Below are 20,792 nucleotides of genomic sequence, written 5' to 3' on the forward strand. Positions count from 1 at the left end.
CGCTCGTCGGCCCCCGGCCGCATGATCCGCCACTCCGGCGACCGGCACCTACGAGCCGTCGTCACCAGGGCCGACGTCCCCCGACACGGACCAGATCGCGGTGGGTTCCGGGGCAGCCGTGACGACGGCTGCCAAGTCCGCGCCCGCCCGGAGCAGACCGACGGTTCGTGTGGCGACCTGGTCGAGGCGTTGCCGCAGGATGCGTTGGGCCTCCCCCGAACCGTCGAGCCGGTGCAGGGAGCCCATGATCTCGCGCACTGCGGGAATGCCGCACCCGGTGTACGGCGCACTCGGCTGGATCTCTGTCGTCAATCCCGGTGAGAGGACAACGGACATAGTTGTGCGGCTTCTGCGTGGCGCCCACGACGCCGCTCGTGCCCGGTTCGCGCGGCGACACGCATCAGCGACAGACGACCACCGACAGACGCGGGAGAATGACTGACACCCCCTATTGAGTAGTAGGGTCCGGCAGCCCTGCGGCAGGCAGCAGTCCCGCCTCAATCGCTTCGCGGGGGAGACGGATGCCCAGATGTTCCCCCACCGTCCGGAAGGTGCGGGGAAGCAGGTCGTCGGCCTGCCACACCACACCGGCCCTGCGCAGGGCCTCGTCCAGCGCGGCGACCTTGCCGGTCGGATCGTCACGCTCGGGGTAGTCCAGCAGGCTCTCCTCCCCGATGCCTATGCTCCACACCTCTCCGTCGCCCGGTGAGTACAGGAGCTTGGATGGGGACTGATGGTGGTTCAGCGTCACGCACACCAGTTCCTCGCCCGGGCGGGGCATCGCGTCCTGAACGTCTTCGATCCAGTCCAGGTACCAGGTGGCGCACAGGAAGTTCTCCAGCAGGAACGTCCATTCCCCGCTGGTGCCGAACATGCACTGCACGTCTTTGAAATCGCTCCCGGACCACTGTGCAGCGATGTCCTTGTACAGGACGCCTCGCTCCAGCACATCCCGGTCCGCCCCCATCCGTACCAGGAAATCGACCGGATCCACGCCGCGTACAGCGGTGAGCGAGATGCTTCCGAGCATCCCGTCCACGGTTCCCCTGGCGAGGTCATCGGCGTGATGCCCGATCCACGCCAAACTGTGGTCAGTCCGTTCTTCGGTCATGGCCGACACGGTATTGCCCTGCCGCCCGTTTCGGTAGCGCCCGGAGAACGGCCTCAGCAGGACTGATACACGTAACTGTCGCTGCCCGGACGGCTGACGTCGCGATCGCGCAGGGTGATGGACATTTTCTTGCCCCAGGAGCGGCAGGCGGCGGTGAAATCCTTCTTCGCGTATTCGATGTCGAAGACCCTGCCACCGTAGGCGTCCCTGAAGTCGGAGCACTCCTTGTAGCGTCCGCATTCCTCGACGACGGCGAAGTCGAAGCCGATGCGGGCGCGTTGGGGAAGCAGGTCGGTGGTGTTCTTCTGGGCGATGGCCAGGTGCCGCTGGTGGGCCCGGGTGGCCAGGAGGCGGGCGAACGCGGTCGCGTGCTCGGGGGTGAGTTTGTCGTCGGACCGTGCGTAGGAATCGAGGTTGTCCGGCTCCACCGCGTCGTAACCCGCCGCGGCGCAGCCGTCGATCCATGGGCCGACGATGTTCATCAGGGCTTCGCGCTTGGCCGGGGTGGAGATGTCGAGCAGGGGCTCGTCCCAGTCCTCGTCGATGATGAGGTCACCGTCGTCGCTCTTCAGGAGCAGGTTCTTGTGGTGTTTCTTCCACCAGGTGATGGCTTCGCCCGGCTGCGACTGGAAGGCATTGATATAGCAGATGTTGTAGAGCCCCTTGACGGGCTTGGCCTCGCGGTCGCGGGAGACGGCCCGGACCGGGCCGGGAGGCGGGTAGGCGCCGCCGAGCTGGTAGTCGAAGGCCATGTTCGCGCCCGGTTTCCGCACGTTCGCGGGGGCGCCGGTCTCGGTGCCCGTGGTGGTGCCGGGGCGGCCGGACTTCCGGGGATCGTCGTCCTGTTGCGACTTTCCGGAGGAACAAGCCGTGACAAGAGCCGCGGTCAGGACCATGGCGGTGAGAGCGGCGCGGGAACGGTGAAGAGTCACGAAGACACCTTACGTTCGGGCCGTTCACGGAATTCCGGCGGTTCTTGTCCGGGCAGCGCGTCACAATGGGCCCCGCCCCACCGCTTGCTGTTGCGAGGAAGGAGGCCGGCCCCATGGCTCAGTTGATACAGGGCACCACAGCCCAAAGCGTGTTCGTGGACGCTTCCACGATCGACCTCGTCGGGGAGGATCTCGTCGTCGAGTTCCAGCCCGAATGGAACTGCAATGCTCTGGTCGAGGCGGACCCCGACGGCGACGGAGCCCGCGTCCTGTGCGGACAGGAGATCGGGAGCGTCACCGTCACCGCCCAGCTGTGGGACGCCCTCCCGCCGCTGCCCGACGACCTCGACCACTGGCAGGACATCGCCGAGGTGTCCGTCGCCTGGCGCTCCCCGTTCATCGACTTCAGCGCGAGCGACGAAGGCAACTGCGGCGACCCGGCCAAGCGCCTGGAACTCCCCGGCCCCGGCGACTACCGCCTGCGCGTCCACGGCAGGAACCGTGACGACGGCGACCCCCGCGGCGACGGCGACCCGGTCGAGGAGTACCTGATCCAGATGTGGCCCGCCCCGTACGACGAGCCGGCCATGCTCAGGGCCACCAGCCTGACCGGAGCGTACTGGCGACGCTGAGTAGCCCGGGCCGGACCGGGCCGCCCTCAGGCACGCACGCGCGCGTCCAGGGTCTTCATCAGCTCGACGACCGACGCCTCCCAGAACGCGTCACCGGCGAGGGCCTGTAGTGCCGAGCCGCGGACGATGGGAATCGGGTCGCCGTCGGGCCCCGGTTCCCGGAGGAGGGCGCGGACCCGCCGCTCGGCCTCGTCGACCGCCTCGGGGTCCTGGAGGACGTCGCACTTGTTGAGGAAGACGACGAGCCCGCGCACCCCGGCACCGCGCGCCAGCCGCAGGTGTTCGCGGGCCTGCGGGGTGACGTCGCCGAGGGCGGAGACCACGAGGACGACGCCGTCGAGCGGCGTGTGGCCGAGCAGGTCACCGACGTGTCCGGCCGAGATGTCGAAGTGGGTGTAGTGGCAGCCGGGGGTCGCGTAGGCGCTGTGCGTGCTGTGCACGGCGACCGCGGCGCGGGTCCGGCCCGCGGCCTCCACGATGCGTTCGACGGCCCCGGCGTCCTGCCGGTAGGTCTTCGCCGCGGCCTTGCCCACGGCGACGGCCAGGGTGGTCTTGCCGTGCCCCCTGTTGCCGATCGCCCCGATGGTCCTGTGCTTCCTCTGACGTGGTCGTACGGGATCGCCGGCCATCCGCACGCCTCCTCTCGCTCCCGGTCCCTCCGGAACTCTCGCCGGGCGGCTGCCCCGCGCCCCCTCCGCGATGCGCCACGGAAGTGGGGCGCGCGAGGCTCGGGGAGCGGCCGGAAGTGCGCCCCCGGAACGGTGATTCAGGTGGCGGCCCTGGAGTCGATGGCCACGGCTCCCGCGAGCGGTCAGCCCCCCATGGGCTTCCACGGACCCACCGCCAGCTTCCCCGTGCTGCCGAGGTCCACGCCGCCCTCCGGCGCGATCGTCTGCCCCGGCTCACCGACGGCCGGGGCCACCTTGAGCCGGCGGCCGAGCAGCGGCGGGCGGCTGGGGTCGTCGTAGGTGTTGCGCCACATCACCACCGCCTCCGCCGCCTGCCCGGGGCGCAGCGTCACCGGCCGGGGTGCGGAGTTCCGGACGCCGGTTCCGGCGATGGTCGTGAGGTCGTCGTGGACGGTGACGTCGAGGGCCTGTCCCCGCTCGCCCAGGACGCGCACGTCGGGACGGCCGTCGACGGTGTGGGGCGCGGTGCCGCAGTTGACGAGCTGGACGGTGAGGGCGCGCAGGCCCATGGCTCCGTCGACGGTCCCGGCCATGACCCGTACGCCCTCCCGGGGGCAGGGGTCGGGGGTCGCGGTCGGGGTGGAGGGGGTCCGTCCGGCCGCGGGGCCCGAGGCGGCGGCCGGGGACGGTGCGGCCGCCTCCCGGACGGTCCGCGCCGGCTCCTCCCGGGCGCAGCCGGTGAGCCCGGCGGCGCAGACGACCAGCAGTACGCCGAGGGGGCGGCGGCCCTTCTCCGTCCAGTTCACCGGCCGATCGTCTCACGACGGCGGGAGCCCACGGCCGTGGGCGCCGCCCTCCCCCGGGCGGCTCGTCAGGTGCGGGCCCTCCGTCCCCGGGGAGTTCAGCGGGACGTGGAGACCAGCTGGTCGGCGAGCCTGCACAGGCGGCGGACCGTGCGGTCCTCCATCGCCACCGGGGCGGCCGGGGACAGTGCCGTGCGGTCGTAGTAGGCGCCGGGGACGAGCTCCGTACCGGGGTCGCACAGCCGTACGACGCGCTCTGCGCCGGCCTCCGGGGAGTCGCCTTCGTGGGCGTACAACGGCAGCAGAGCGGTGTCGCAGACGCCGGGGTGGATGCTGACCGACGTCCAGGGCGCCTGCTCCCGGCTGAAGATCGTCAGGGCGAGCTGGGACTGTGCGTAGGCGGCGAGCCGGGAGTAACGGCGGGCGCGCTGGGGGTCGTTCCAGGAGATGGAGGCGGTGCGGTGCATCGAGGAGGACACGTTGACCACGCGGCTGCCGGGCCGGGCGCCGAGCGGGCCGGCCAGCTCGTGGGTGAGCAGGTAGGCGGCCAGGAAGTTGACCTGGAAGGACAGTTCGTTGCCGTCGGCGGTGACCGTCCGCTGCTCCGGGGAGGCGACGGCGGCGTTGTTGACGAGGACGTCGAGCACCGGGTGCTCGTCGGCGACGCGGGCGGCCATGGCCCGTACCTCGTCGAGCCGCGAGAAGTCGGCGGTGACGAGGTGCAGCCGGCGGGCGTCGGCGCCCGCCGCCACCAGACGGGTGATCGCGTCGTCCCCCGCGGCCCGGTCCGGGGCGTGGACGACGACCGTGTCACCGCGGCCGGCGAGCAGCCTCGCGGTCTCCCAGCCGATGCCGGAGGTGGCACCGGTGACCAGAACGGTCCTGGTGGCGGTCGGGGCGGCGGAAGGCATCGGGACGGCAGAAGACACGGGAATCCACTCCGGGAAAAAAGGGGGGCGAGCACCGGTGGCGCGCGTGCGGCAACCGGTGGAGTTCTACGAAGAATTGACACTCCGTGCGGGAAGCACGGCGGCGTCAGGGGCAGGGACGCACCGGGCGTGAACAGGGCGCGGAGCCGGGCTGCGCCGGATGCGGCGGCCGGTCGTTGTGGCGCGGATGGCTGTTCACGAGCAGTATTCAAGGGCGTCCGGATGTCCGGTGCAAGCGCCTCGCGCCGTTCCTGACGCCGCCCTGACGGGCCGTGGCGCGGACGCGCGGCGCGGTGTTCACGGCCGGCGCGAGGGCCAGGACGATCCCGTCCGCTCCGGCCAGCCGGTGTAGGCCTCGGCGAGGTAGGCCGAGCCGGCGGCGGAGCCCACCACCGCCTCCAGTTCCCCCAGCTGGCGGCGTGCGTCGAAGGCGGTGGCGCCGGGCGAGCGGTGCAGCATCGTCGTCATCCAGTAGGAGAAGTGCTGGGCCCGCCACACACGCCGCAGCGCCCGGGGGCCGTACTCGTCGAGGATGCCGAAGTCGTGCCGGGCGAGGGCGCGTTCCAGCACTTCCGCGAGCACCCGCGCGTCGGCCAGCGCGAGGTTGAGGCCCTTGGCCCCGGTGGGCGGGACGGTGTGCGCGGCGTCCCCGGCGAGCAGCATGCGGCCGTACCGCATCGGCTCGCAGACGAAGCTGCGGAACGGCAGGACGGAGCGGTCGGTCACCGGGCCCTCCCGGAGCGCGAAGCCGTCCGCGCCGCGCACCCGCGCCTGGAGTTCCGCCCAGATCCGGTCGTCCGGCCAGGCCGCCGGGTCCTCGTCCGGGTCGCACTGGAAGTACATGCGCTGCAGGGTGTCGGTGCGCCGGCCGATGAGGGCGAACCCGCGCTCGGAGTGGGTGTAGACGAGTTCGGCGGCGCTGGGCGGGGCCTGGACGAGGACGCCGAACCAGGCGTAGGGGTACGTGCGGACGTAGTGCGTGCGCGCCGCCTCCGGTACCGCGGACCGGCATACGCCGCGTGATCCGTCCGCGCCGGCCAGGACGGCGCAGCGCACCTCCCGGGCGGCTCCGTCGGCGTCGGTGAACAGGATCCCCGGGCGGTCCGAGGCGAGGTCGACGACCCGGGTTCCCGTGACGCCGAAGCGGACGTCTCCTCCGTCGCGCTCGCGGGCGTCGGCGAGGTCGGTGAACACGTCCGTCTGCGGGTAGAGCCAGACGCTCTCCCCGACCAGGCCCCGGAAGTCGACGCGGTGGCTCTCGCCGCCGAAGCGCAGATGGATGCCGGCGTGCGGGTGGCCGTCGCGGCGCACCCGGTCGGAGACCCCGGTGTCGGCCAGCAGACGGACGCTGTCCGCTTCGAGGATGCCCGCGCGCTGGGTGCCCTCGATGGCGGCCCGGGTGCGGTGGTCGACCGCCACCGAGTCGATCCCCGCCCGGGCCAGCAGGTGCCCGAGCATAAGGCCCGCCGGGCCCGCGCCGACGATGCCGACGGTGGTGCGGGTGAGGGCCGGTGGCATGGTTCGCCCCTTCCGGTTCGGTGGTCCGGCGCCGAACGAGCGCCCGGCGCGGGCGGAATGGGCATGGCGGCCGCCGCCGGGGTCTCACAGGCTACCGCCGGGCGCGTCACGGCAGTTGTGGATCGGAGGGCGGACGAGCATGCGATATCCCTGTACGAATCGGAGGGCGGCGCCGGAGAGGTGCCACGCTCGCCTTCGGCACCGGAGGCAGGATCACCGGCCCGGCCCGAACGTCCCCGCCACCCCCATCACGGAAATCCGTAAAACCCATAAACCGATAGTGCGAAATACCGCCCCGGAGCCGCCCGACGGACCCGCGGCGGTATTTCGCCATTCCCTTCTCCCGAAGTGCGCGACCGCACAAGTTTGCGCGGACCAAAGCCGCTTGACCCGCCGCTCCCCGAACTCATAGCCTGCTTGGCACCCGATTGTCCGAAGAATCATTCTTCGGCCATACATCCCTCGGTCATACGCTGTGGGCAGTTCATATGCATTTCCCGCGCGGAGTTCCGTTCCACCCTTCCGCGCACCCCGTTTCGGCCGTTGCCCGCGCGTATCCGGAGTGACAAGAACCGCCAGGAGTCCGAATGCACTGGTCGCCCTGCAGCGTGGAGCGGTGGTGACATGACCGAACGGCTCAAGGAATTCTCCTCGGCCCCGCCGCAGACGAGGATGCTCGTGTGCGCGGACGGGTCGACGACCGTCCTGCTCGACGCCCTGGTCGGCGAGCCGCTGAGCGTGCGGGTCGACCACCAGCGACTCGTCCGCGCCGCGCTCGTGCGGCACATCGGGTGCCGCATCCTGGGCGCGGCGCCCGACGCCCTGGTGGTCGACCGCCAGTCCCGGATCCTCACCTCGGGCCTGGACGTCATCAGCGTCAACCGGGTCGTGATCGCCGCCCGGTCCGACGGTGAACTGGTACCGCCCCGCGACGAGTTACTGGGTCCGTACCTGAAGGCCATGGGGCTGGCGCTGACCCGGGAGACGATCGCCGTGTCGCGGGACGTCTGGCCGCTGGGCGGCACGGCACCGGCGTGCGTGAGCAAGGAGTACGTCATCGACTGCGGCGCCCCGGGGCGGGTGTACGTCCACGAGAAGTTCAACCCCAGGTTCGTGCCCCTGGAAAAGGATGGCTGACCGACATGGTGACCGACACGACGTGCGGACACGGCGCCCCACCCCCGCGGGACGCGCCGTGAAGCGGGCCCTGATCACCGGCATCACGGGCCAGGACGGCTCCTACCTCGCCGACCTGCTGCTGGACAAGGGATACGAGGTCCATGGCATCGTGCGCCGCAGCTCGACCTTCAACACCCGGCGGCTGGACCACATCTACCGCGACCCGCACGACGCCGGGCGGCGCCTGATCCTGCACTACGGGGACGTCAGTGACGCGAGCCGCCTCGTGACGCTGCTGGCGCGCATCCGGCCGGACGAGGTCTACCACCTGGCCGCGCAGTCCCATGTCCGGGTGAGCTTCGACGAGCCGGAGCACACCGGTGACATCACCGGTCTCGGCACCACCCGGCTCCTGGAAGCCATCCTCATGACCGCGCGGGACATCCGTTACTACCAGGCGTCGTCGTCGGAGATGTTCGGCGGCACACCCCCACCGCAGAACGAGGAATCCGCCTTCCGCCCGCGCAGCCCGTACGGCGCCGCGAAGCTCTACGGCTACTGGATGACGCGCACCTACCGCGAGGCGTACGGCCTGTTCGCCGTCAACGGCATCCTGTTCAACCACGAATCGCCCCGGCGCGGCGAGACGTTCGTGACCCGGAAGATCGCCCGTGCGGCGGCGCGCGTCAAGGCCGGCCTCGACAAGCACCTCTACCTCGGCAACCTGGACGCCGTCCGCGACTGGGGGTACGCCCCGGAGTACGTCGAGGGCATGTGGCGCATGCTGCAGCTCGACCGGCCGGACGACTACGTGCTGGCCACCGGCGTCGGCTCCACGGTCCGGGAGTTCGCCGAGCACTGCTTCTCCCACGTCGGGCTCGACTGGCGCACACACGTCAGGTACGACGAGACGTATCTGCGCCCGACGGAGGTCGACGCCCTGATCGGCGACGCCGGCAAGGCGCGTACGGCCTTCGGCTGGACGGCGCGGACGACGGTGGACCGGCTGGCCCAGATCATGGTCGACGCCGAGCTGGACGAGCTGGGGAGAGGCGGCCGGGACCCCTGGGTCACGGCACCGGCCGCGGACCCCGGAGCCCGCCCCGAGTGCTCCGGGAGAGCGCTCCCCCGCTGAACAGCACGCCCACCGACATCCCTTACCCGGAGCAGTTGTGTCATGACCAAGAACGACCGGACCGCCTGGCGGACCGCGCTCGACCGGCGCTCCCGCACGACCGGGATCCGCGGGCTCGCCCAGCGGCTGCGCCACCCGATCAGGACGACGTGCCCGAGCACGCGCACGCTCCGCGAGCGGCGGCACCGCGGTGAGGGCCGCCCCTCGGAGACGACGACCTTCTGGGGCCAGGAGATGACGATCGCCCTGCCCGAGGAGGTGTCGATCTCCCTCCACCGCCACGGCTTCGTGGACTACGACCTCACCGCGTTCCTCCTGTCCCACCTGCGCCCCGGCGCGACGGTGCTCGACGTCGGCGCTCACATCGGCTACTACACGGTGCTGGCGAGCGCGCTCGTCGGCCGCGGCGGGCGGGTGACGGCCTTCGAGCCGACGCCGTCGACGCTGTCGGTGCTGCGGAGGAACGCCGCCCGCCTCCCCAACGCCTCCGTGGTGCCGGCGGCGGTGTGGTCGCGGCGGGACGAGCTCGTCCTCTTCGACCACGGGCTCGGCTACAGCGCCTACAACTCCGCGTTCGAGGCGCGGCTGCCCGAGGCCGTCCGGGCGCGGATCCCGTCCGAGCCGTTCACCGTCGAGGCGGTCGCCCTGGACGACCACGTCCGCGCCGAAGGGCTCGACGTCGACTTTGTGAAGATCGACGCCGAGAGCGCGGAGGCGCACGTCCTGGCCGGCATGCGCGAACTGCTGTCCCGGCAGCGGCCCGTGCTCTCTCTGGAGGTGGGCGATCTCGACGTGGCCGGCACGCCGTCCAGCCGCGAACTGGTCGACACGCTGGTGGCCGCGGACTACGAGCCGTGGGAGCTGCGCCGCGGCACCCCGGTCCCCCACCGGCCGCTGGACCGCTACCCGTACCAGAACCTGCTCTTCGCCCCGGCCGGCCGGTGGCACCCGTACGGCACGAGGAGGCCGGACCGCGATGCATGATCTGATCGTTCGCAACGGGACCCTGTACGACGGGTCCGGCATCCCCGCGCGCGCCGGTGACGTCGCGGTGGACCGCGGTGTGATCACCCGGGTCGGGCGGGTCACGGAGCGGGGCCGGACGGAGATCGACGCCGACGGCCGTATCGTCACCCCCGGCTTCGTCGACATCCACACGCACTTCGACGGCCAGGTCAGCTGGGACCCCCTGCTCACCCCGAGCTGCTGGCACGGCGTCACCTCCGTGGTGATGGGCAACTGCGGCGTCGGCTTCGCGCCCGCCCGCCCGGACCGCCACGACTGGCTCGTCGGTCTCATGGAGGGGGTCGAGGACATCCCCGGCGCGTCGCTGTCCGAGGGCATCACCTGGGAGTGGGAGACCTTCCCCGAGTACCTGGACGCGGTGGAGCGCGTCCCCCGCGTGATGGACGTCGCCGCGCAGGTCCCGCACGGCGCGCTGCGCGCGTATGTGATGGGCGACCGGGGCGCCGCCAACGAGCCGCCGACCGAGGACGACCTGCGGCGGATGTGCGCGCTCGTCCGCGAGGGGATCGACGCGGGCGCCATCGGCTTCTCCACCTCCCGCACCCTGACCCACCTCGCGATCACCGGCGACCCGGTGCCCGGCACCTTCGCCGCCGAGGACGAGCTGTTCGCGCTCGGCGGCGTGCTCGGCGAGGCCGGTACCGGTGTGTTCCAGCTGGTGCCGCTGGGGGCGGGCGGCGAGAAGGTCGACGACCCGCTCGGCGAGATCACCTGGATGCGCAGGCTCTCCGCGGCGGTCAACCGCCCGGTCACCTTCGGGCTGTTCCAGAACGACAACGACCCCGACGGCTGGCGGGAGTTGCTCCAGATCGCCGAGGACGCGGTGGCGGACGGAGCGGACCTGCACCCGCAGGTGGCGGGGCGGCCGTTCAGCGTCATCATCAGCCTGGACTCGACCCACCCCTTCCACAAGCGGCCGTCCTACAAGCGGATCGCCCATCTGCCCGCGCCCGCGCGCCGCGCGGCGATGCGCGACCCGGCGCTGCGGGAGCGGATCCTGGGCGAGGTCCCGGAGGGCGCCGACCCCCGCTCGGCGCTGTTCCCCCGGGGCTACGAGCGGCACTTCCCGATGGACGCGGCCGGGCCGGACTACGAGCCCGCGGCCGACGCGTCGTTCGACGCCCTCGCCCGGCGCACCGGGCGGGACCCGGAAGCGCTGATCTACGACTTCCTCACCTCCGAGGAGACCAGCGGCATGATCTTCCGTCCGCTGCTGGGGTACGCGGAGTACACGCTCGAACCGATCCGCGAGATGCTGCTCCACCCGCAGGCCGTGCTGGGGCTGAGCGACGCGGGCGCGCACTGCCGGCTCATCTGCGACGCCAGCACGCCGACGTCGATGCTGACGCACTGGGCGCGCGACCGGAGCCGGGGGGCGCGGCTGCCGCTGGAGTTCGTCGTCAGGAAGCAGACCTGGGAGCCCGCGCGGCTCTACGGGCTGCGCGACCGCGGGCTGCTGCGGCCCGGCTACCGGGCGGACCTCAACGTCATCGACCTGGACCGGCTCAGCCTGCGCTCCCCGGAGTTCGTCCACGACCTGCCGGCGGGCGGCGGCCGTCTGATCCAGCGGGCGGACGGCTACGCGGTGACGGTGGTCGCAGGCGAGATCACCTTCAGGGACGGGGAGGCGACCGGCGCACTGCCGGGCCGGCTCGTCCGCGGAACCCGGCCGGGACCGGCCGTGCGGTGACCGCGGCCCGGATGCCGGGCGGGCACGAGGAGCGGACCAGGCGAACAGTGGGCGTCAAGTGACAGGGGGACCACGCCGTGACCGATACGACCGGAGCGCTCCGGCTGGACAATTCGATGAAGCTGCTGGCCCGCGGCCGGCTCGTCGACGCGACGCTGTCCGAGAAGGACTACGTCATCGAGCGGGACCGGCTGGTGGAGGGGGCCTATCCCGTCTACGGCGAACGGGCCCGGGGTGCCCGGATCTGGGACGCCGACGGCAACGAGTACCTGGACTACATCCTGGCCTACGGCACGATCATCCTCGGCCACGCGGACCCGGCGGTGACCGAGGCCGCGCTCCGGGAGATCGAGGAGGGCTTCTCGATCACGCTCCGCAAACGGACGCAGATCGAGCTGGCCGAACGCCTGGTCCGCGTGATCCCGGGCGCGGAGCGGGTGTTCCTGCTCAAGACCGGGTCGGACGCCACCAGTGCCGCGGTACGGCTGTCCCGGGCGTACACCGGCCGCGACCGGGTCGTGCGCTGGGGGTACAACGGGTGGCACGACTGGGCCGCGCAGCGGCCGGGCGGGATCCCGGACACCGTGCGGACCCAGGTCGACACCTTCCGGTACAACGACCTCGACAGCCTGCGGGACGTCTTCCGGAAGCACCCCGGCGAGGTGGCCTGTCTGCTGCTGATGCCGTTCGAACTCGACGCCCCCGAGCCGGGTTTCCTCCAGGGCGCCATCGATCTGGCCCATGAGTACGGCGCGTTGGTGGTCTTCGACGAGATGCGCTCCGGGTTCCGGGTGGCCCTGGGCGGCGCCCAGGAGCTGTACGGCGTCCGGGCCGACCTCGCGACGTTCAGCAAGGCGATGGCGAACGGCTGGGCGGTCTCGGCGCTGACCGGGCGGGCCGATGTGATGGCGATGGTCGGCAGGACCCACATCTCGTCCACCTTCTACTCCAACACGGTGGCGATGGCGGCGGCGCTCGCGACGATGGACCGGCTGGCCGACGGGACGCTCCTGGAGCGGATCCGTACCCTCGGTGTCCGGCTCCAGGACGGCCTGGAGCGGCTCGTAGGGCGCCACGGCATCCCGGCCCGGGTACGCGGTGTGCCGCAGATGCCGTTCCTCACCTTCACCCACCCCGACCCGGGCCGCTCCCGGGTCCTCCAGGACGCGTTCTTCACCGAGACCACCCGTCGCGGCGTCCTGCTGCACCCGACCCACCACTGGTTCGTCTGCGCCGCCACCACCGACGCCGATCTCGACCACACCCTGGCGGCCTGTGACGAGGCGTTCCGGGTCGCGGCGGAGGCGGCGTGACCGTGGACGCCGACCGGACGATGCTGGCGCGCGTGCGGGCCGAGCTCGCGCGCCGGCTCCAGGAGGAGCCGGGCCTGCCGTGGCTGAGCGACACCGAACCGCTGGCGCCCGCCGGGGTCGACTCGGTGCTGCTCATCTCCGTGATCGGGGAACTGGAACAGGAGTTGGGCGTGACCCTGCCGGACGACACCGTCCTGGAGTCCGCGAGCATCAGCTCGCTGGCCCTCGCCCTGAGCCGCGGGGTACGGCCGTGAGCACCGTGCGCGGCGGGGTCGCCGTCACCGGTCTCGGCGTGTGCAGCCCGGGCGGCGTCGGGGTGGCGGCGCTGTGGGAGGCGCTGGCCACCGGGCGGGCGCACCGCCCGGCCGTCACGGCGTTCGCGACCGACGGCGCCACCCTGGGCGCGGCGGGCCGGGTGCCGGGACACACCGGCGGGGACGGGGTCCGGCGCGCGCTGGACCTCGCCGGGACCGCCGTGCGGGAGGCCCTCGACGGCGTCGACGACACCGGGCGCGTCGCGCTCGTGCTGGGGACCACCGATCCCGGTGCGGTCCCGCCCCGGCCGGGCCACTTCGCCGGGGACCTGGCCGCGGCCTGTGCCGAGCGGACCGGGCTGGGCGGGGAGGCCGTCACGGTCGCCAACGCCTCCGCCTCGGGCGCCGCCGCGATCGCCGTGGCCCGCGACCTGGTGGCCGCCGGAGACGCGCCCGCCGCGGTGGCGGGCGGCGCCGACGCCGTCACCGACCTGGCCTTCCTGGGCCTCAACTCGCTGCGCACCCTGGGCCCGGAGGGCTGCCGGCCGTTCAGTTCCCGGCGTCGCGGCATCGGCCTGTCCGAGGGCGCGGCGGTGCTCCGCCTCGAACCGCTCGACGGCCCCGGCGCCGCCGCGCCCCTGGCTGTCCTGGCCGGGTGCGGGCTGACCAACGCCACCGACCACCTCGCCGCCCCGCGGGCCGAGGGCATCGAGCGGGCCGTACGGCTCGCCCTGGCCGACGCGGGCCTCGCGCCCGAGGACGTCGACTTCGTCAACACCCACGGCCCGGGCACCCGGCGCGGCGACACCGCCGAGATCGCGGCACTGCGCGCGGTGTTCGGCCCCCGGCTGTCCTCGGTGCCGGTCAACAGCGTCAAGGGCGTGCTCTGGCACCTCCAGGGCGGTGCCGGCGCCGTCGAGGCCGTGACCTGCGTCCTGTCCCTCGTCCATCGCGCGGTCACCCCGACCTGGGGCGCCGAACCCGTCGACCCGTGCTGCGACGGCCTCGACCTGGTCCTGGAGGACCGCCCCCGGCCCCTGCCGGACCTGCGGACCGCGCTGAGCGTGTCGTGCGGGCTGGGCGGGATGAACACCGCACTCGTCTTCCGGAGGGCCTGATGGACGACCCGGTCGTGATCACCGCCGTGGCCTCGGGCGAGGTCGACACCGCCGAGCTGTGGCGCGCGCACGCGGCGGGCGCGGAGGGCCGGCGGGACGTGAACAAGTGGACACATGAACTCCCCGAGCGCATTGCGGAGTTGGCGGGCCGGGCGCTCGCCGGGGCGGGGGCGGACCCGGCCGCCACCGGCTGCGTCGTCGGCTCGGTGTACGGCTCGGGGCATGTGGCGGAGACCATCCGCGCCCGGCTGGACGCGGGCGCGCGCTCGTCGCTGGCGCCCGAGTCCTTCGTGTACTTCAACGCGCACGGCGTGACGTCGCTGATCTGCCTGCGGCACGGACTGGGCGGCCACTGCGCCACGATCCTCGGGCCCGGTGCGGGGCTCCAGGCCCTCGCGGCCGGGCGGCGCGGGCTGCGGCGGGCGGCGGACGCCCCGGTGCTGTGCGGCGCCTACGAGATGCTCAGCCCGGCCGCCGCCCGGGCCCTCGGCACCGAGCCGGTGACCGGCTGGGCGGCGTTCCTGGTCCTGGAGACGGCAGCCCGGGCGCGGGGGCGGGGCGCCCGCGTGCTCGCGCGGCTCGGCCCCGTCGAGACGTACGCCCCGCCCGGCGCGCCACCGGCCGACGTACGGGCCACCGCCCCGCTGGCCGCCCTGGCCGCGGCGCTGACCGGAGACGACGCGGCGGCCGAGGTGACCGTGGCCGCGGCGGGCCGGCGCCACGGCTACCGCTGCACGGCGCACAGGGAGGAGTGACGGTGGCCGACACGCTGGTGGACGTCCTCGCCGGGCACCGCCGCGCCGGACGGGGCGACCGTCCCGCCCTCGTGGACCGGCGGCGCTCGGTGACCTACGCCGCGCTGGAGCGCGAAGTGACGTTGCGCGCACAGGCGTTGGGGGACATGGGCATCGGCCCCGGCGTCCGTACCGGTGTCGTCCTGACCTCCCTGCTGGACTCGGTGGTCGACTTCGCCGCGGCGACCTCCCTGGACGCCGCCGTCCTGGTCCTCCAGGAACGCGCCGCCGACGCGGAACGCGCGGCCGCGCTGGCCGACTTCGGCGCCGAGCTGCTGCTCGACGGCGGGCGGGCCACCCGGTTGCGGAGGGCCGGGGGGAGCGACGGGGAGCCGGCCTTCGCGGTGACGAGCTCGGGGACCGGCGGGCGGCCGAAGGTGATCTCCCGCGAGTGGCCGGGCACGCTGCGCAACTCAGCCGTTTTCGCGCGGGAGTTCGGTCTCGACGCCGACGACGTCGTGCTCACCACCAGCCCGCTCGGCCACAGTTACGCGATCGAGGCGGGCACCCTGGCCGTCCTGTCGGCGGGCGCCTGCCAGCTGGTGCCGCCCGGCCCCCTGACCCCGGCGCGGGCCGCGGCCCTCGTCGCGCTCCACCGGCCCACCGTCCTCCAGAGCGTTCCGCTCGTCCTGGACTGGTGGGGCCGGGGCGGAGTACCGCGCGCCTGCTCCTGGGACCGGTGCGTGAGCGCGGGCGAAGCCCTCCCGGCCCGGGCCGTCGCGCCCTGGCACGACGCCGGCGTCGCCGTGCACGACCACTACGGCAACTCCGAGCTCGGCCAGCTGACCCTCACCCCCGCCGGTGGCGGCGGCGGGGTCGGGCACCCGCTGCCGGGCGTCGGGCTGCGGGCCGGCCGGGACGAACCGGGGCCGGTGGTGGCGCGCTTCCCCGGCCTGTCCCCCGCCCGGATGGAGGCGGGCCGCGCGGTGCCGCTCGCCGACGCCGGGGGCTGGGTCGTCACCGGCGACCTCGGGGTGCTCGGCGACGACGGGCTCCGGCTGACCGGGCGCGCCGACCTGATCGTCAACGTCGGCGGGAACAAGGTCTCTCCGGACGAGGTGGAGGCCGTCCTGCGCGGGCTGCCCGGGGTGGACGACTGTGCCGTGGTGGGACGGCCGGGGCCCTCGGGAGAGACCCAGGTGTGGGCCTTCGTCGAGGCCGGGGCCGACGGGTTCGACGCCGCCGCCCTGCGCCGCCGGGCCGCCGAACTGCTCACGGCGGTGAAGGTGCCCGCGGTGATCCGCCGGGTCGACGCACTGCCCAGAACGGGCAGCGGCAAGATCCGCCGGGGCCTGCTCATGGACAACAGCACTTGACACTACGTCAGAACCGAGGAGAGGGAGACGACATGACCGACGGCACCACCCCGCAGCACCCCGACCGCGAGCACGTGATGGAGCTCATCACGTCCGTGCTCACGGAGCGTCCCCACCTGCCCGACCGGCTCGACGAGACGACCACCCTGGACGAGATCGGGATGGACTCGCTCGACCTGATCGTGGTGTTCTCCCGCTTCGAGGAGAAGTGGGGCGTGCCCTACAGCGAGGAGGAGACCGACTGGACCGTCTTCGACAACCTGGGGCACCTGGCCGACACCCTGGTGGCCCGCGCCCGGACCGTCGGACGAGAGCCCCGGTGACCGGCACGACGGCCCCGCGGTTCGACCAGCTGGGGGCGCTGGGGTGGCGGGACCGCGCGCTGGACGGGCTCAACTGCGTGCTGCGCTGCGTCGAGGCCGTCCTCCGGTTCCGCGGGCTCGGCCCGCTGGCGGTCGCCCGCGCGCTGAACGGCCCGCTGGACCCGGTGGGCCGGGACCTGGCGAAGGACTTCGACGGCTGCCGGGTGGACTACCGCACCGCGTTCGACGACGGCGGGCGCAATGTGCCGTTCGTCCTGGAGAGCCTGGCGGCGGGCGAGCCGGTGATGGTGCTGCCGGACCGGTTCCACCTGCCGGGCGACGTGTACGAGGGCCGCTTCCACTTCCACGACCACGCGGTGCTGGCGGTGGACCGGTCGCCGGAGAACGGCGCCCCGGCCGTGCTGACCGTGCTGGACACCGACGCCGACCCGGACGACGGCTTCCGGCGGCACTGGACGCTGACGCCCGCGCTGCGGCCGCTGTTCACCTGGGTGGGGACGGTCACCGTGACCGACGCGCCGGACGACAGCGACCCCGAGGAGTACTTCGCCCGGCGGCTGGACCGCGACACCGCGCTGCTGTCGGTGGGCGCGGACGCCCTCGGCGAGCTCCTCGACGAGCTCACCGAGGCCGGGCTCGGACCGGTGACGGCCCGGGCCCTGCACGTCCTGGTCCTGGGCGACCTCCAGCCCCTGCTGTTCGTCCACGCGCACGCGCTCGCCGCGCCTCCCGCCCCGGGCGAGGCGCCCGCCCTGCCGCCCGGGGCGGTCGCGGTGCGGGCCGCGGCGCTCGGCGCCCGGCTCCGCGCCAAACGGCTCGGCACCGCCCTGATCGCCGCGCACGAACAGCCGGACCCGCTCGCGGTGTACCCGCGCGTCCTGGAACTCGCCCGTCCGCTGCGGACCGCGCTGGACCGGCTGCGCGAGGCCCTGGTCACCGCGGGCGGCCGGGAGGGGCCCGCCGACCCGGGGGCGTCCGCCCGGCTGCGCGCCCGGTTCGCGCACATCGAGCGCACCTGCTTCCCGCTGCACAAGGACGCGATGACGTGAGCACACAGGTGGCCCTGGTGACGGGGGGTTCGGGCCCGCTGGGCCGGGCGGTCGCGCACGCGCTGGCCCGCTCGGGCCACGCCGTGGGGGTGCACGCGCACCGGAACGCGGACGCGGCGGAAGCCGTGGCCGGCGAACTCCGGGCCGCGGGCGGGGCCGCCGTCGCGGTGACGGCCGACCTGTCCCGGCCGGACAGCGGCTCGCTGCTCGTCGGGCGGGTCGTCGAGGAGTTCGGCCGGCTGGACGCGCTCGTGGTCAACGCCGGGGTCCACCGGGACCGGCTGCTGCTGAACGTGCCCGAGGAGGAGTGGGACGAACAGCTCGCGGTCAACCTGAGCGGGGCGTTCCGCTGTCTGCGGGCGGGGGTGCGGGCCATGACCCGGCACACGGGCGGGCGGATCGTCCTGGTGTCGTCGGTGGCGGGGCTGCGGGGGCGGCCGGGCCAGGCGGCCTACGCGGCCGCCAAGGCGGGCCTGCACGGGCTGGCCTGGACGACCGCCAGGGAGTACGGCCGGTACGGGATCACCTGCAACTGCGTGGCCCCCGGCCTGATCGCCGGCACGCCCGCGTACGACGGCCTGTCCGCCCGGGCGCGGGACGACGTGGTGGGCCGGACGCCGCTGGGCCGGGCGGGCCGGGCCGAGGAGATCGCCTCGGTCGTGGCCTTCCTGTGCTCCCCCTCGGCGTCCTACGTCTCCGGGCAGGTGATCGCGGTGGACGGCGGGATGACCGCCTGAACGACGGCGGTGGACGACAGGCACGATCCGAGCGGGAGCAGGAGGACGTGTGACCGAGCGAGTGTTGTTCTTCCCCTGGGGCTGGGGAGGCGGTGCGGCCTACACCGGCCGCTGCCTCGCCCTCGCCGCGGCGCTGGCCGAGGCGGGCGACGAGGTGGCGTTCGCGGACTGCGGCATCAACGCCATGGTGCGGGAGGCGGGGTTCCCGGTGCTGGACTCGGGGCCCGCGGCCCCCCGGCCGCCCGAACGGCACCCGATGCCGCCGTACCTGCCCTTCGCCGACGTGGAGCGCGTGTTCGCCGTCGCGGCGTCGTACCACCGGATCGAGCGCGTCCGGCGGCGGATCGAGGCGGACGCCCGCCTGATCGAGGGCTACCGGCCGACGGTGGTCGTCATCGACATGTGCCCGACCGCGGCCCTCGCCGCGCGGGCCGCGGGCCTGCCCGTGGTCTCCCTCGCCGACGCGGACTTCGTCACCCCGCGGGCGAACGGGTGGATGCCGTGGTCCACCGTGGCCCCGCGCGACCTGCTGCCGCACCCGTCGAGCCTGCCCGTCTGGGACGAGGTGTCGCGCGAGCTGGGGCTGGGGCCGGTGGCCCGGGCGGAGCACCTGCTGTGGGGCGACGTCACCCTGGTGTCCGGCCTGCCCGGCCTCGAACCCGCCCTCGGGCCGCCGCACCGGGGCGAGCTGTACTACGTCGGACCGATGTACTGGAACCCGGTGGGCGCCGTACCGGAGCCCCCGCGGACGGACCGGCCCAAGGTGTACGTCACCATCGGCAGCGGCGGTACCGTGGGCCGGCGCGCGCTGCAGAACGTCCTGGACGCCTGCGCGGACCGGCCGTGGACCGTGTACGTCTCCAGCGGCTTCGCCTTCGAGGGCGGCCTGGTGGTGCCGGACAACGTCGCGGTGGCCGGGTTCACCGGCCTGGACACCCCGCTCGCCTGGGCCGACGCGGTGGTCGGCCACGGCGGTTCGGCCACGGTGCTGGCCACCCTCCTGCACGGCAAGCCGTCGGTGATCCTGCCGTTCATGTCCGAACAGGAGCTGAACGGAAGGCAGTTGATCGAGACCACCGGGTGCGGTGTGCTGCTGCGCACCAGCGCGACCACCTCGCACGGCCGGCTGACCTTCAGCGACCGGTACTCCGGCCCGTCCGACCGGCCGTACGTCCGCGTCGAGGACGTCCGCCGGGGCATCACCGAGGTCCTCGACGACCCCGGCTTCACCGAACGGGCAACGCAGTGGAGCACCCGGCTGCGGGCGTGCCGGGAGGCGACGGACCTGGCCGGCCTGGTCCACTCCGCCGTCACGCGCGGCGCGGGGGTGGGACGGTGAGCACGGACCCGGTCGTCGGTCTGGTGGGCTGCGGCCGGATCGGCGCGATGTACGCCGGTCACCTCGACGCGCTGGGGCCGTACCGGCTGGTCTGCGTGGACGCCGAGCGCGACCGCGCGGAGAAGCTCGCGCGGGAGGTGTCCTCGGGGTCCGTCGCGGACTCGGTCGAAGACCTGGTGGCCCGCGGCTGCGACGCGGCGCTGGTGACGGCGGCCACCACGAGCCACCCGGAACTGGTCGAGGCGCTGGTGGCGGCCGGGGTGCCGACGCTGTGCGAGAAGCCCCTGGCCGTCGATCCCACGACGACCGAGGCCCTGGGCAGGGCGGCCGAACGGCGCGGCGTCCCGCTGTGGGTGGGGTTCCAGCGCCGCTTCGACCCCGGCTTCGCCGATCTGCGGGCCCGCGCGGCCGCGGGGGAGCTGGGCCGGGTGCAGCTGCTCCGGCTGGTCTCGCACGACGTGTCGCCGCCCCCGGTCGCCCGGCTGCGTGAGAGCGGTTCCGTCTTCACCGACCTGATGCTGCACGACTTCGACCTGGTGCGGTGGCTCACCGGACGGCGGATCGTCCACGTCGTCGCCGAGGGCGGGGCGCTGTCCTGCCCGGAACTGGCGGACCTCGGCGACTTCGACACGGTCACGGCGATGGTCCGGCTCGACGACGGCACGCTCGCCGTGCTCTCCGCGGGCCGGTGGCAGCCGCTGGGCTACGACGTCCGGGCCGAGCTGCTGGGCGAGCGGGGCAACCTGGAGGCGGGCCTCGCCCGGGCCGACGCGCCCGGGGCGGGCGGCGCGACGGCCGCGGGCTTCCGGGGGTACTGGGACCGGTTCGCCACCGCCTACCGGGCCCAGTTGCGGGCGTTCCTCACCCTGGCCGCCGGCGGGCCCGCCGACCCGGCCGCGGGCGGCTGGCGCGACTCCCACGAGGCGCTGCGCTGCGCCCTGGCCGCCGAGCGGTCGGCCGGGACGGGATCGGTTCCGGTGCCGCCGTGACCGGCGCGGGCCGACAGAGGGACGCGCCGTACCCGG

General features: G+C 73.7%; 23 protein-coding genes. 16 read left to right on the forward strand and 7 right to left on the reverse strand.

Annotated elements, in window-relative coordinates; genetic code table 11:
* Nucleotides 1-48 precede the first annotated feature (48 nt).
* Nucleotides 49-258, reverse strand: a complete 210-nt coding sequence (locus HN013_RS10700; RefSeq protein ID WP_312018559.1) for a hypothetical protein — start codon at nt 256-258, stop codon at nt 49-51.
* Between the two features lie 7 nt (nt 259-265).
* Here HN013_RS10700 and HN013_RS32865 point away from each other — a divergent pair, with 7 nt between their 5' ends.
* Complete coding sequence (locus HN013_RS32865) at nt 266-442, forward strand: DUF6194 family protein (RefSeq protein WP_398979228.1); 177 nt, start codon at nt 266-268, stop codon at nt 440-442.
* A 6-nt stretch (nt 443-448) separates the two neighbouring features.
* Here the strand turns inward: HN013_RS32865 and HN013_RS10705 are convergent, their stop codons facing one another.
* Together HN013_RS10705 and HN013_RS10710 are read right to left on the reverse strand one after the other, a co-directional pair.
* Complete coding sequence (locus HN013_RS10705) at nt 449-1,111, reverse strand: hypothetical protein (protein ID WP_171165562.1); 663 nt, start codon at nt 1,109-1,111, stop codon at nt 449-451.
* Nucleotides 1,112-1,164: 53 nt separating this feature from the next.
* Complete coding sequence (locus tag HN013_RS10710) at nt 1,165-2,043, reverse strand: endo alpha-1,4 polygalactosaminidase (RefSeq protein ID WP_312018560.1); 879 nt, start codon at nt 2,041-2,043, stop codon at nt 1,165-1,167.
* A gap of 113 nt (nt 2,044-2,156) precedes the next feature.
* Between HN013_RS10710 and HN013_RS10715 the strand changes: the two genes are divergently transcribed.
* Complete coding sequence (locus tag HN013_RS10715; protein ID WP_171165564.1) at nt 2,157-2,675, forward strand: hypothetical protein; 519 nt, start codon at nt 2,157-2,159, stop codon at nt 2,673-2,675.
* 26 nt (nt 2,676-2,701) lie between these two features.
* Here the strand turns inward: HN013_RS10715 and HN013_RS10720 are convergent, their stop codons facing one another.
* The 4 genes from HN013_RS10720 to HN013_RS10735 form a co-directional block, all read right to left on the reverse strand.
* Nucleotides 2,702-3,304 (reverse strand): GTP-binding protein, encoded by a 603-nt coding sequence (locus tag HN013_RS10720; protein ID WP_171165566.1) that lies wholly within the window; start codon nt 3,302-3,304, stop codon nt 2,702-2,704.
* 182 nt (nt 3,305-3,486) lie between these two features.
* The gene (locus HN013_RS32870) at nt 3,487-4,110 is read right to left on the reverse strand and encodes a DUF4232 domain-containing protein (RefSeq protein WP_171165568.1); all 624 of its coding nucleotides are present in this window, start codon (nt 4,108-4,110) and stop codon (nt 3,487-3,489) included.
* A gap of 95 nt (nt 4,111-4,205) precedes the next feature.
* A complete protein-coding gene (locus HN013_RS10730; RefSeq protein WP_171165741.1) occupies nt 4,206-5,018 on the reverse strand; it encodes an SDR family NAD(P)-dependent oxidoreductase in 813 nt (270 codons plus the stop codon).
* Between the two features lie 315 nt (nt 5,019-5,333).
* Entirely contained in the window at nt 5,334-6,554 is a 1,221-nt protein-coding gene (locus HN013_RS10735) for a 4-hydroxybenzoate 3-monooxygenase (protein ID WP_171165570.1), read from the reverse strand.
* Nucleotides 6,555-7,178: 624 nt separating this feature from the next.
* On the opposite strand from HN013_RS10735, the gene HN013_RS10740 reads away from it, so the two are divergent.
* The 14 genes from HN013_RS10740 to HN013_RS10805 all read left to right on the forward strand — a co-directional run bounded on the left by HN013_RS10740 (nt 7,179) and on the right by HN013_RS10805 (nt 20,756).
* Entirely contained in the window at nt 7,179-7,691 is a 513-nt protein-coding gene (locus HN013_RS10740; protein ID WP_171165572.1) for a hypothetical protein, read from the forward strand.
* 58 nt (nt 7,692-7,749) lie between these two features.
* Nucleotides 7,750-8,808, forward strand: a complete 1,059-nt coding sequence (gmd, locus tag HN013_RS10745; protein ID WP_171165574.1) for a GDP-mannose 4,6-dehydratase — start codon at nt 7,750-7,752, stop codon at nt 8,806-8,808.
* 42 nt (nt 8,809-8,850) lie between these two features.
* Nucleotides 8,851-9,792 (forward strand): FkbM family methyltransferase, encoded by a 942-nt coding sequence (locus HN013_RS10750; RefSeq protein WP_171165575.1) that lies wholly within the window; start codon nt 8,851-8,853, stop codon nt 9,790-9,792.
* Nucleotides 9,785-11,524 carry an amidohydrolase family protein gene (locus HN013_RS10755; RefSeq protein ID WP_171165577.1) on the forward strand — a complete coding sequence of 580 codons (1,740 nt, stop codon included), beginning with the start codon at nt 9,785-9,787 and terminating at the stop codon, nt 11,522-11,524. The genes HN013_RS10750 and HN013_RS10755 overlap by 8 nt, the downstream gene beginning before the upstream one ends.
* Before the next feature lie 77 nt (nt 11,525-11,601).
* Nucleotides 11,602-12,837: an aminotransferase class III-fold pyridoxal phosphate-dependent enzyme gene (locus HN013_RS10760; RefSeq protein ID WP_171165579.1), complete on the forward strand. Its 1,236-nt coding sequence runs from the start codon at nt 11,602-11,604 to the stop codon at nt 12,835-12,837.
* Nucleotides 12,834-13,091, forward strand: a complete 258-nt coding sequence (locus HN013_RS10765; protein ID WP_312018561.1) for an acyl carrier protein — start codon at nt 12,834-12,836, stop codon at nt 13,089-13,091. The genes HN013_RS10760 and HN013_RS10765 overlap by 4 nt, the downstream gene beginning before the upstream one ends.
* Nucleotides 13,088-14,209 carry a beta-ketoacyl synthase N-terminal-like domain-containing protein gene (locus tag HN013_RS10770; RefSeq protein ID WP_171165581.1) on the forward strand — a complete coding sequence of 374 codons (1,122 nt, stop codon included), beginning with the start codon at nt 13,088-13,090 and terminating at the stop codon, nt 14,207-14,209. Before HN013_RS10765 ends, HN013_RS10770 begins: the two co-directional genes overlap by 4 nt.
* Nucleotides 14,209-14,964 carry a 3-oxoacyl-ACP synthase gene (locus tag HN013_RS10775; protein WP_171165583.1) on the forward strand — a complete coding sequence of 252 codons (756 nt, stop codon included), beginning with the start codon at nt 14,209-14,211 and terminating at the stop codon, nt 14,962-14,964. The genes HN013_RS10770 and HN013_RS10775 overlap by 1 nt, the downstream gene beginning before the upstream one ends.
* 2 nt (nt 14,965-14,966) lie before the next feature.
* Nucleotides 14,967-16,319 carry a class I adenylate-forming enzyme family protein gene (locus tag HN013_RS10780; protein ID WP_312018562.1) on the forward strand — a complete coding sequence of 451 codons (1,353 nt, stop codon included), beginning with the start codon at nt 14,967-14,969 and terminating at the stop codon, nt 16,317-16,319.
* 32 nt (nt 16,320-16,351) lie between these two features.
* Nucleotides 16,352-16,642: an acyl carrier protein gene (locus tag HN013_RS10785; RefSeq protein WP_171165585.1), complete on the forward strand. Its 291-nt coding sequence runs from the start codon at nt 16,352-16,354 to the stop codon at nt 16,640-16,642.
* Nucleotides 16,639-17,691: a hypothetical protein gene (locus HN013_RS10790; RefSeq protein WP_171165586.1), complete on the forward strand. Its 1,053-nt coding sequence runs from the start codon at nt 16,639-16,641 to the stop codon at nt 17,689-17,691. The genes HN013_RS10785 and HN013_RS10790 overlap by 4 nt, the downstream gene beginning before the upstream one ends.
* Nucleotides 17,688-18,428 carry a 3-oxoacyl-ACP reductase FabG gene (gene fabG, locus HN013_RS10795; protein ID WP_171165588.1) on the forward strand — a complete coding sequence of 247 codons (741 nt, stop codon included), beginning with the start codon at nt 17,688-17,690 and terminating at the stop codon, nt 18,426-18,428. Before HN013_RS10790 ends, fabG begins: the two co-directional genes overlap by 4 nt.
* Before the next feature lie 49 nt (nt 18,429-18,477).
* A complete protein-coding gene (locus HN013_RS10800) occupies nt 18,478-19,767 on the forward strand; it encodes a nucleotide disphospho-sugar-binding domain-containing protein (protein ID WP_171165590.1) in 1,290 nt (429 codons plus the stop codon).
* Entirely contained in the window at nt 19,764-20,756 is a 993-nt protein-coding gene (locus HN013_RS10805; RefSeq protein WP_312018563.1) for a Gfo/Idh/MocA family oxidoreductase, read from the forward strand. Before HN013_RS10800 ends, HN013_RS10805 begins: the two co-directional genes overlap by 4 nt.
* Nucleotides 20,757-20,792 lie beyond the last annotated feature (36 nt).

It is taken from the genome of Streptomyces sp. I05A-00742 (assembly GCF_013055795.1).
In the GTDB taxonomy this organism is placed as follows: Bacteria; Actinomycetota; Actinomycetes; order Streptomycetales; family Streptomycetaceae; genus Streptomyces.

Bases quoted from the DNA above. Each gene is read 5' to 3' on its own strand.
- HN013_RS10785 (WP_171165585.1), top strand. From the start codon at position 16,352: ATGACCGACGGCACCACCCCGCAGCACCCCGACCGCGAGCACGTGATG.
- HN013_RS10720 (WP_171165566.1), bottom strand. From the start codon at position 3,304: ATGGCCGGCGATCCCGTACGACCACGTCAGAGGAAGCACAGGACCATC.
- HN013_RS10715 (WP_171165564.1), top strand. From the start codon at position 2,157: ATGGCTCAGTTGATACAGGGCACCACAGCCCAAAGCGTGTTCGTGGAC.
- HN013_RS32865 (WP_398979228.1), top strand. From the start codon at position 266: ATGCCGCACCCGGTGTACGGCGCACTCGGCTGGATCTCTGTCGTCAAT.
- HN013_RS10735 (WP_171165570.1), bottom strand. From the start codon at position 6,554: ATGCCACCGGCCCTCACCCGCACCACCGTCGGCATCGTCGGCGCGGGC.
- HN013_RS10705 (WP_171165562.1), bottom strand. From the start codon at position 1,111: ATGACCGAAGAACGGACTGACCACAGTTTGGCGTGGATCGGGCATCAC.
- HN013_RS10750 (WP_171165575.1), top strand. From the start codon at position 8,851: ATGACCAAGAACGACCGGACCGCCTGGCGGACCGCGCTCGACCGGCGC.
- HN013_RS10775 (WP_171165583.1), top strand. From the start codon at position 14,209: ATGGACGACCCGGTCGTGATCACCGCCGTGGCCTCGGGCGAGGTCGAC.
- HN013_RS10755 (WP_171165577.1), top strand. From the start codon at position 9,785: ATGCATGATCTGATCGTTCGCAACGGGACCCTGTACGACGGGTCCGGC.
- HN013_RS10740 (WP_171165572.1), top strand. From the start codon at position 7,179: ATGACCGAACGGCTCAAGGAATTCTCCTCGGCCCCGCCGCAGACGAGG.
- HN013_RS10730 (WP_171165741.1), bottom strand. From the start codon at position 5,018: ATGCCTTCCGCCGCCCCGACCGCCACCAGGACCGTTCTGGTCACCGGT.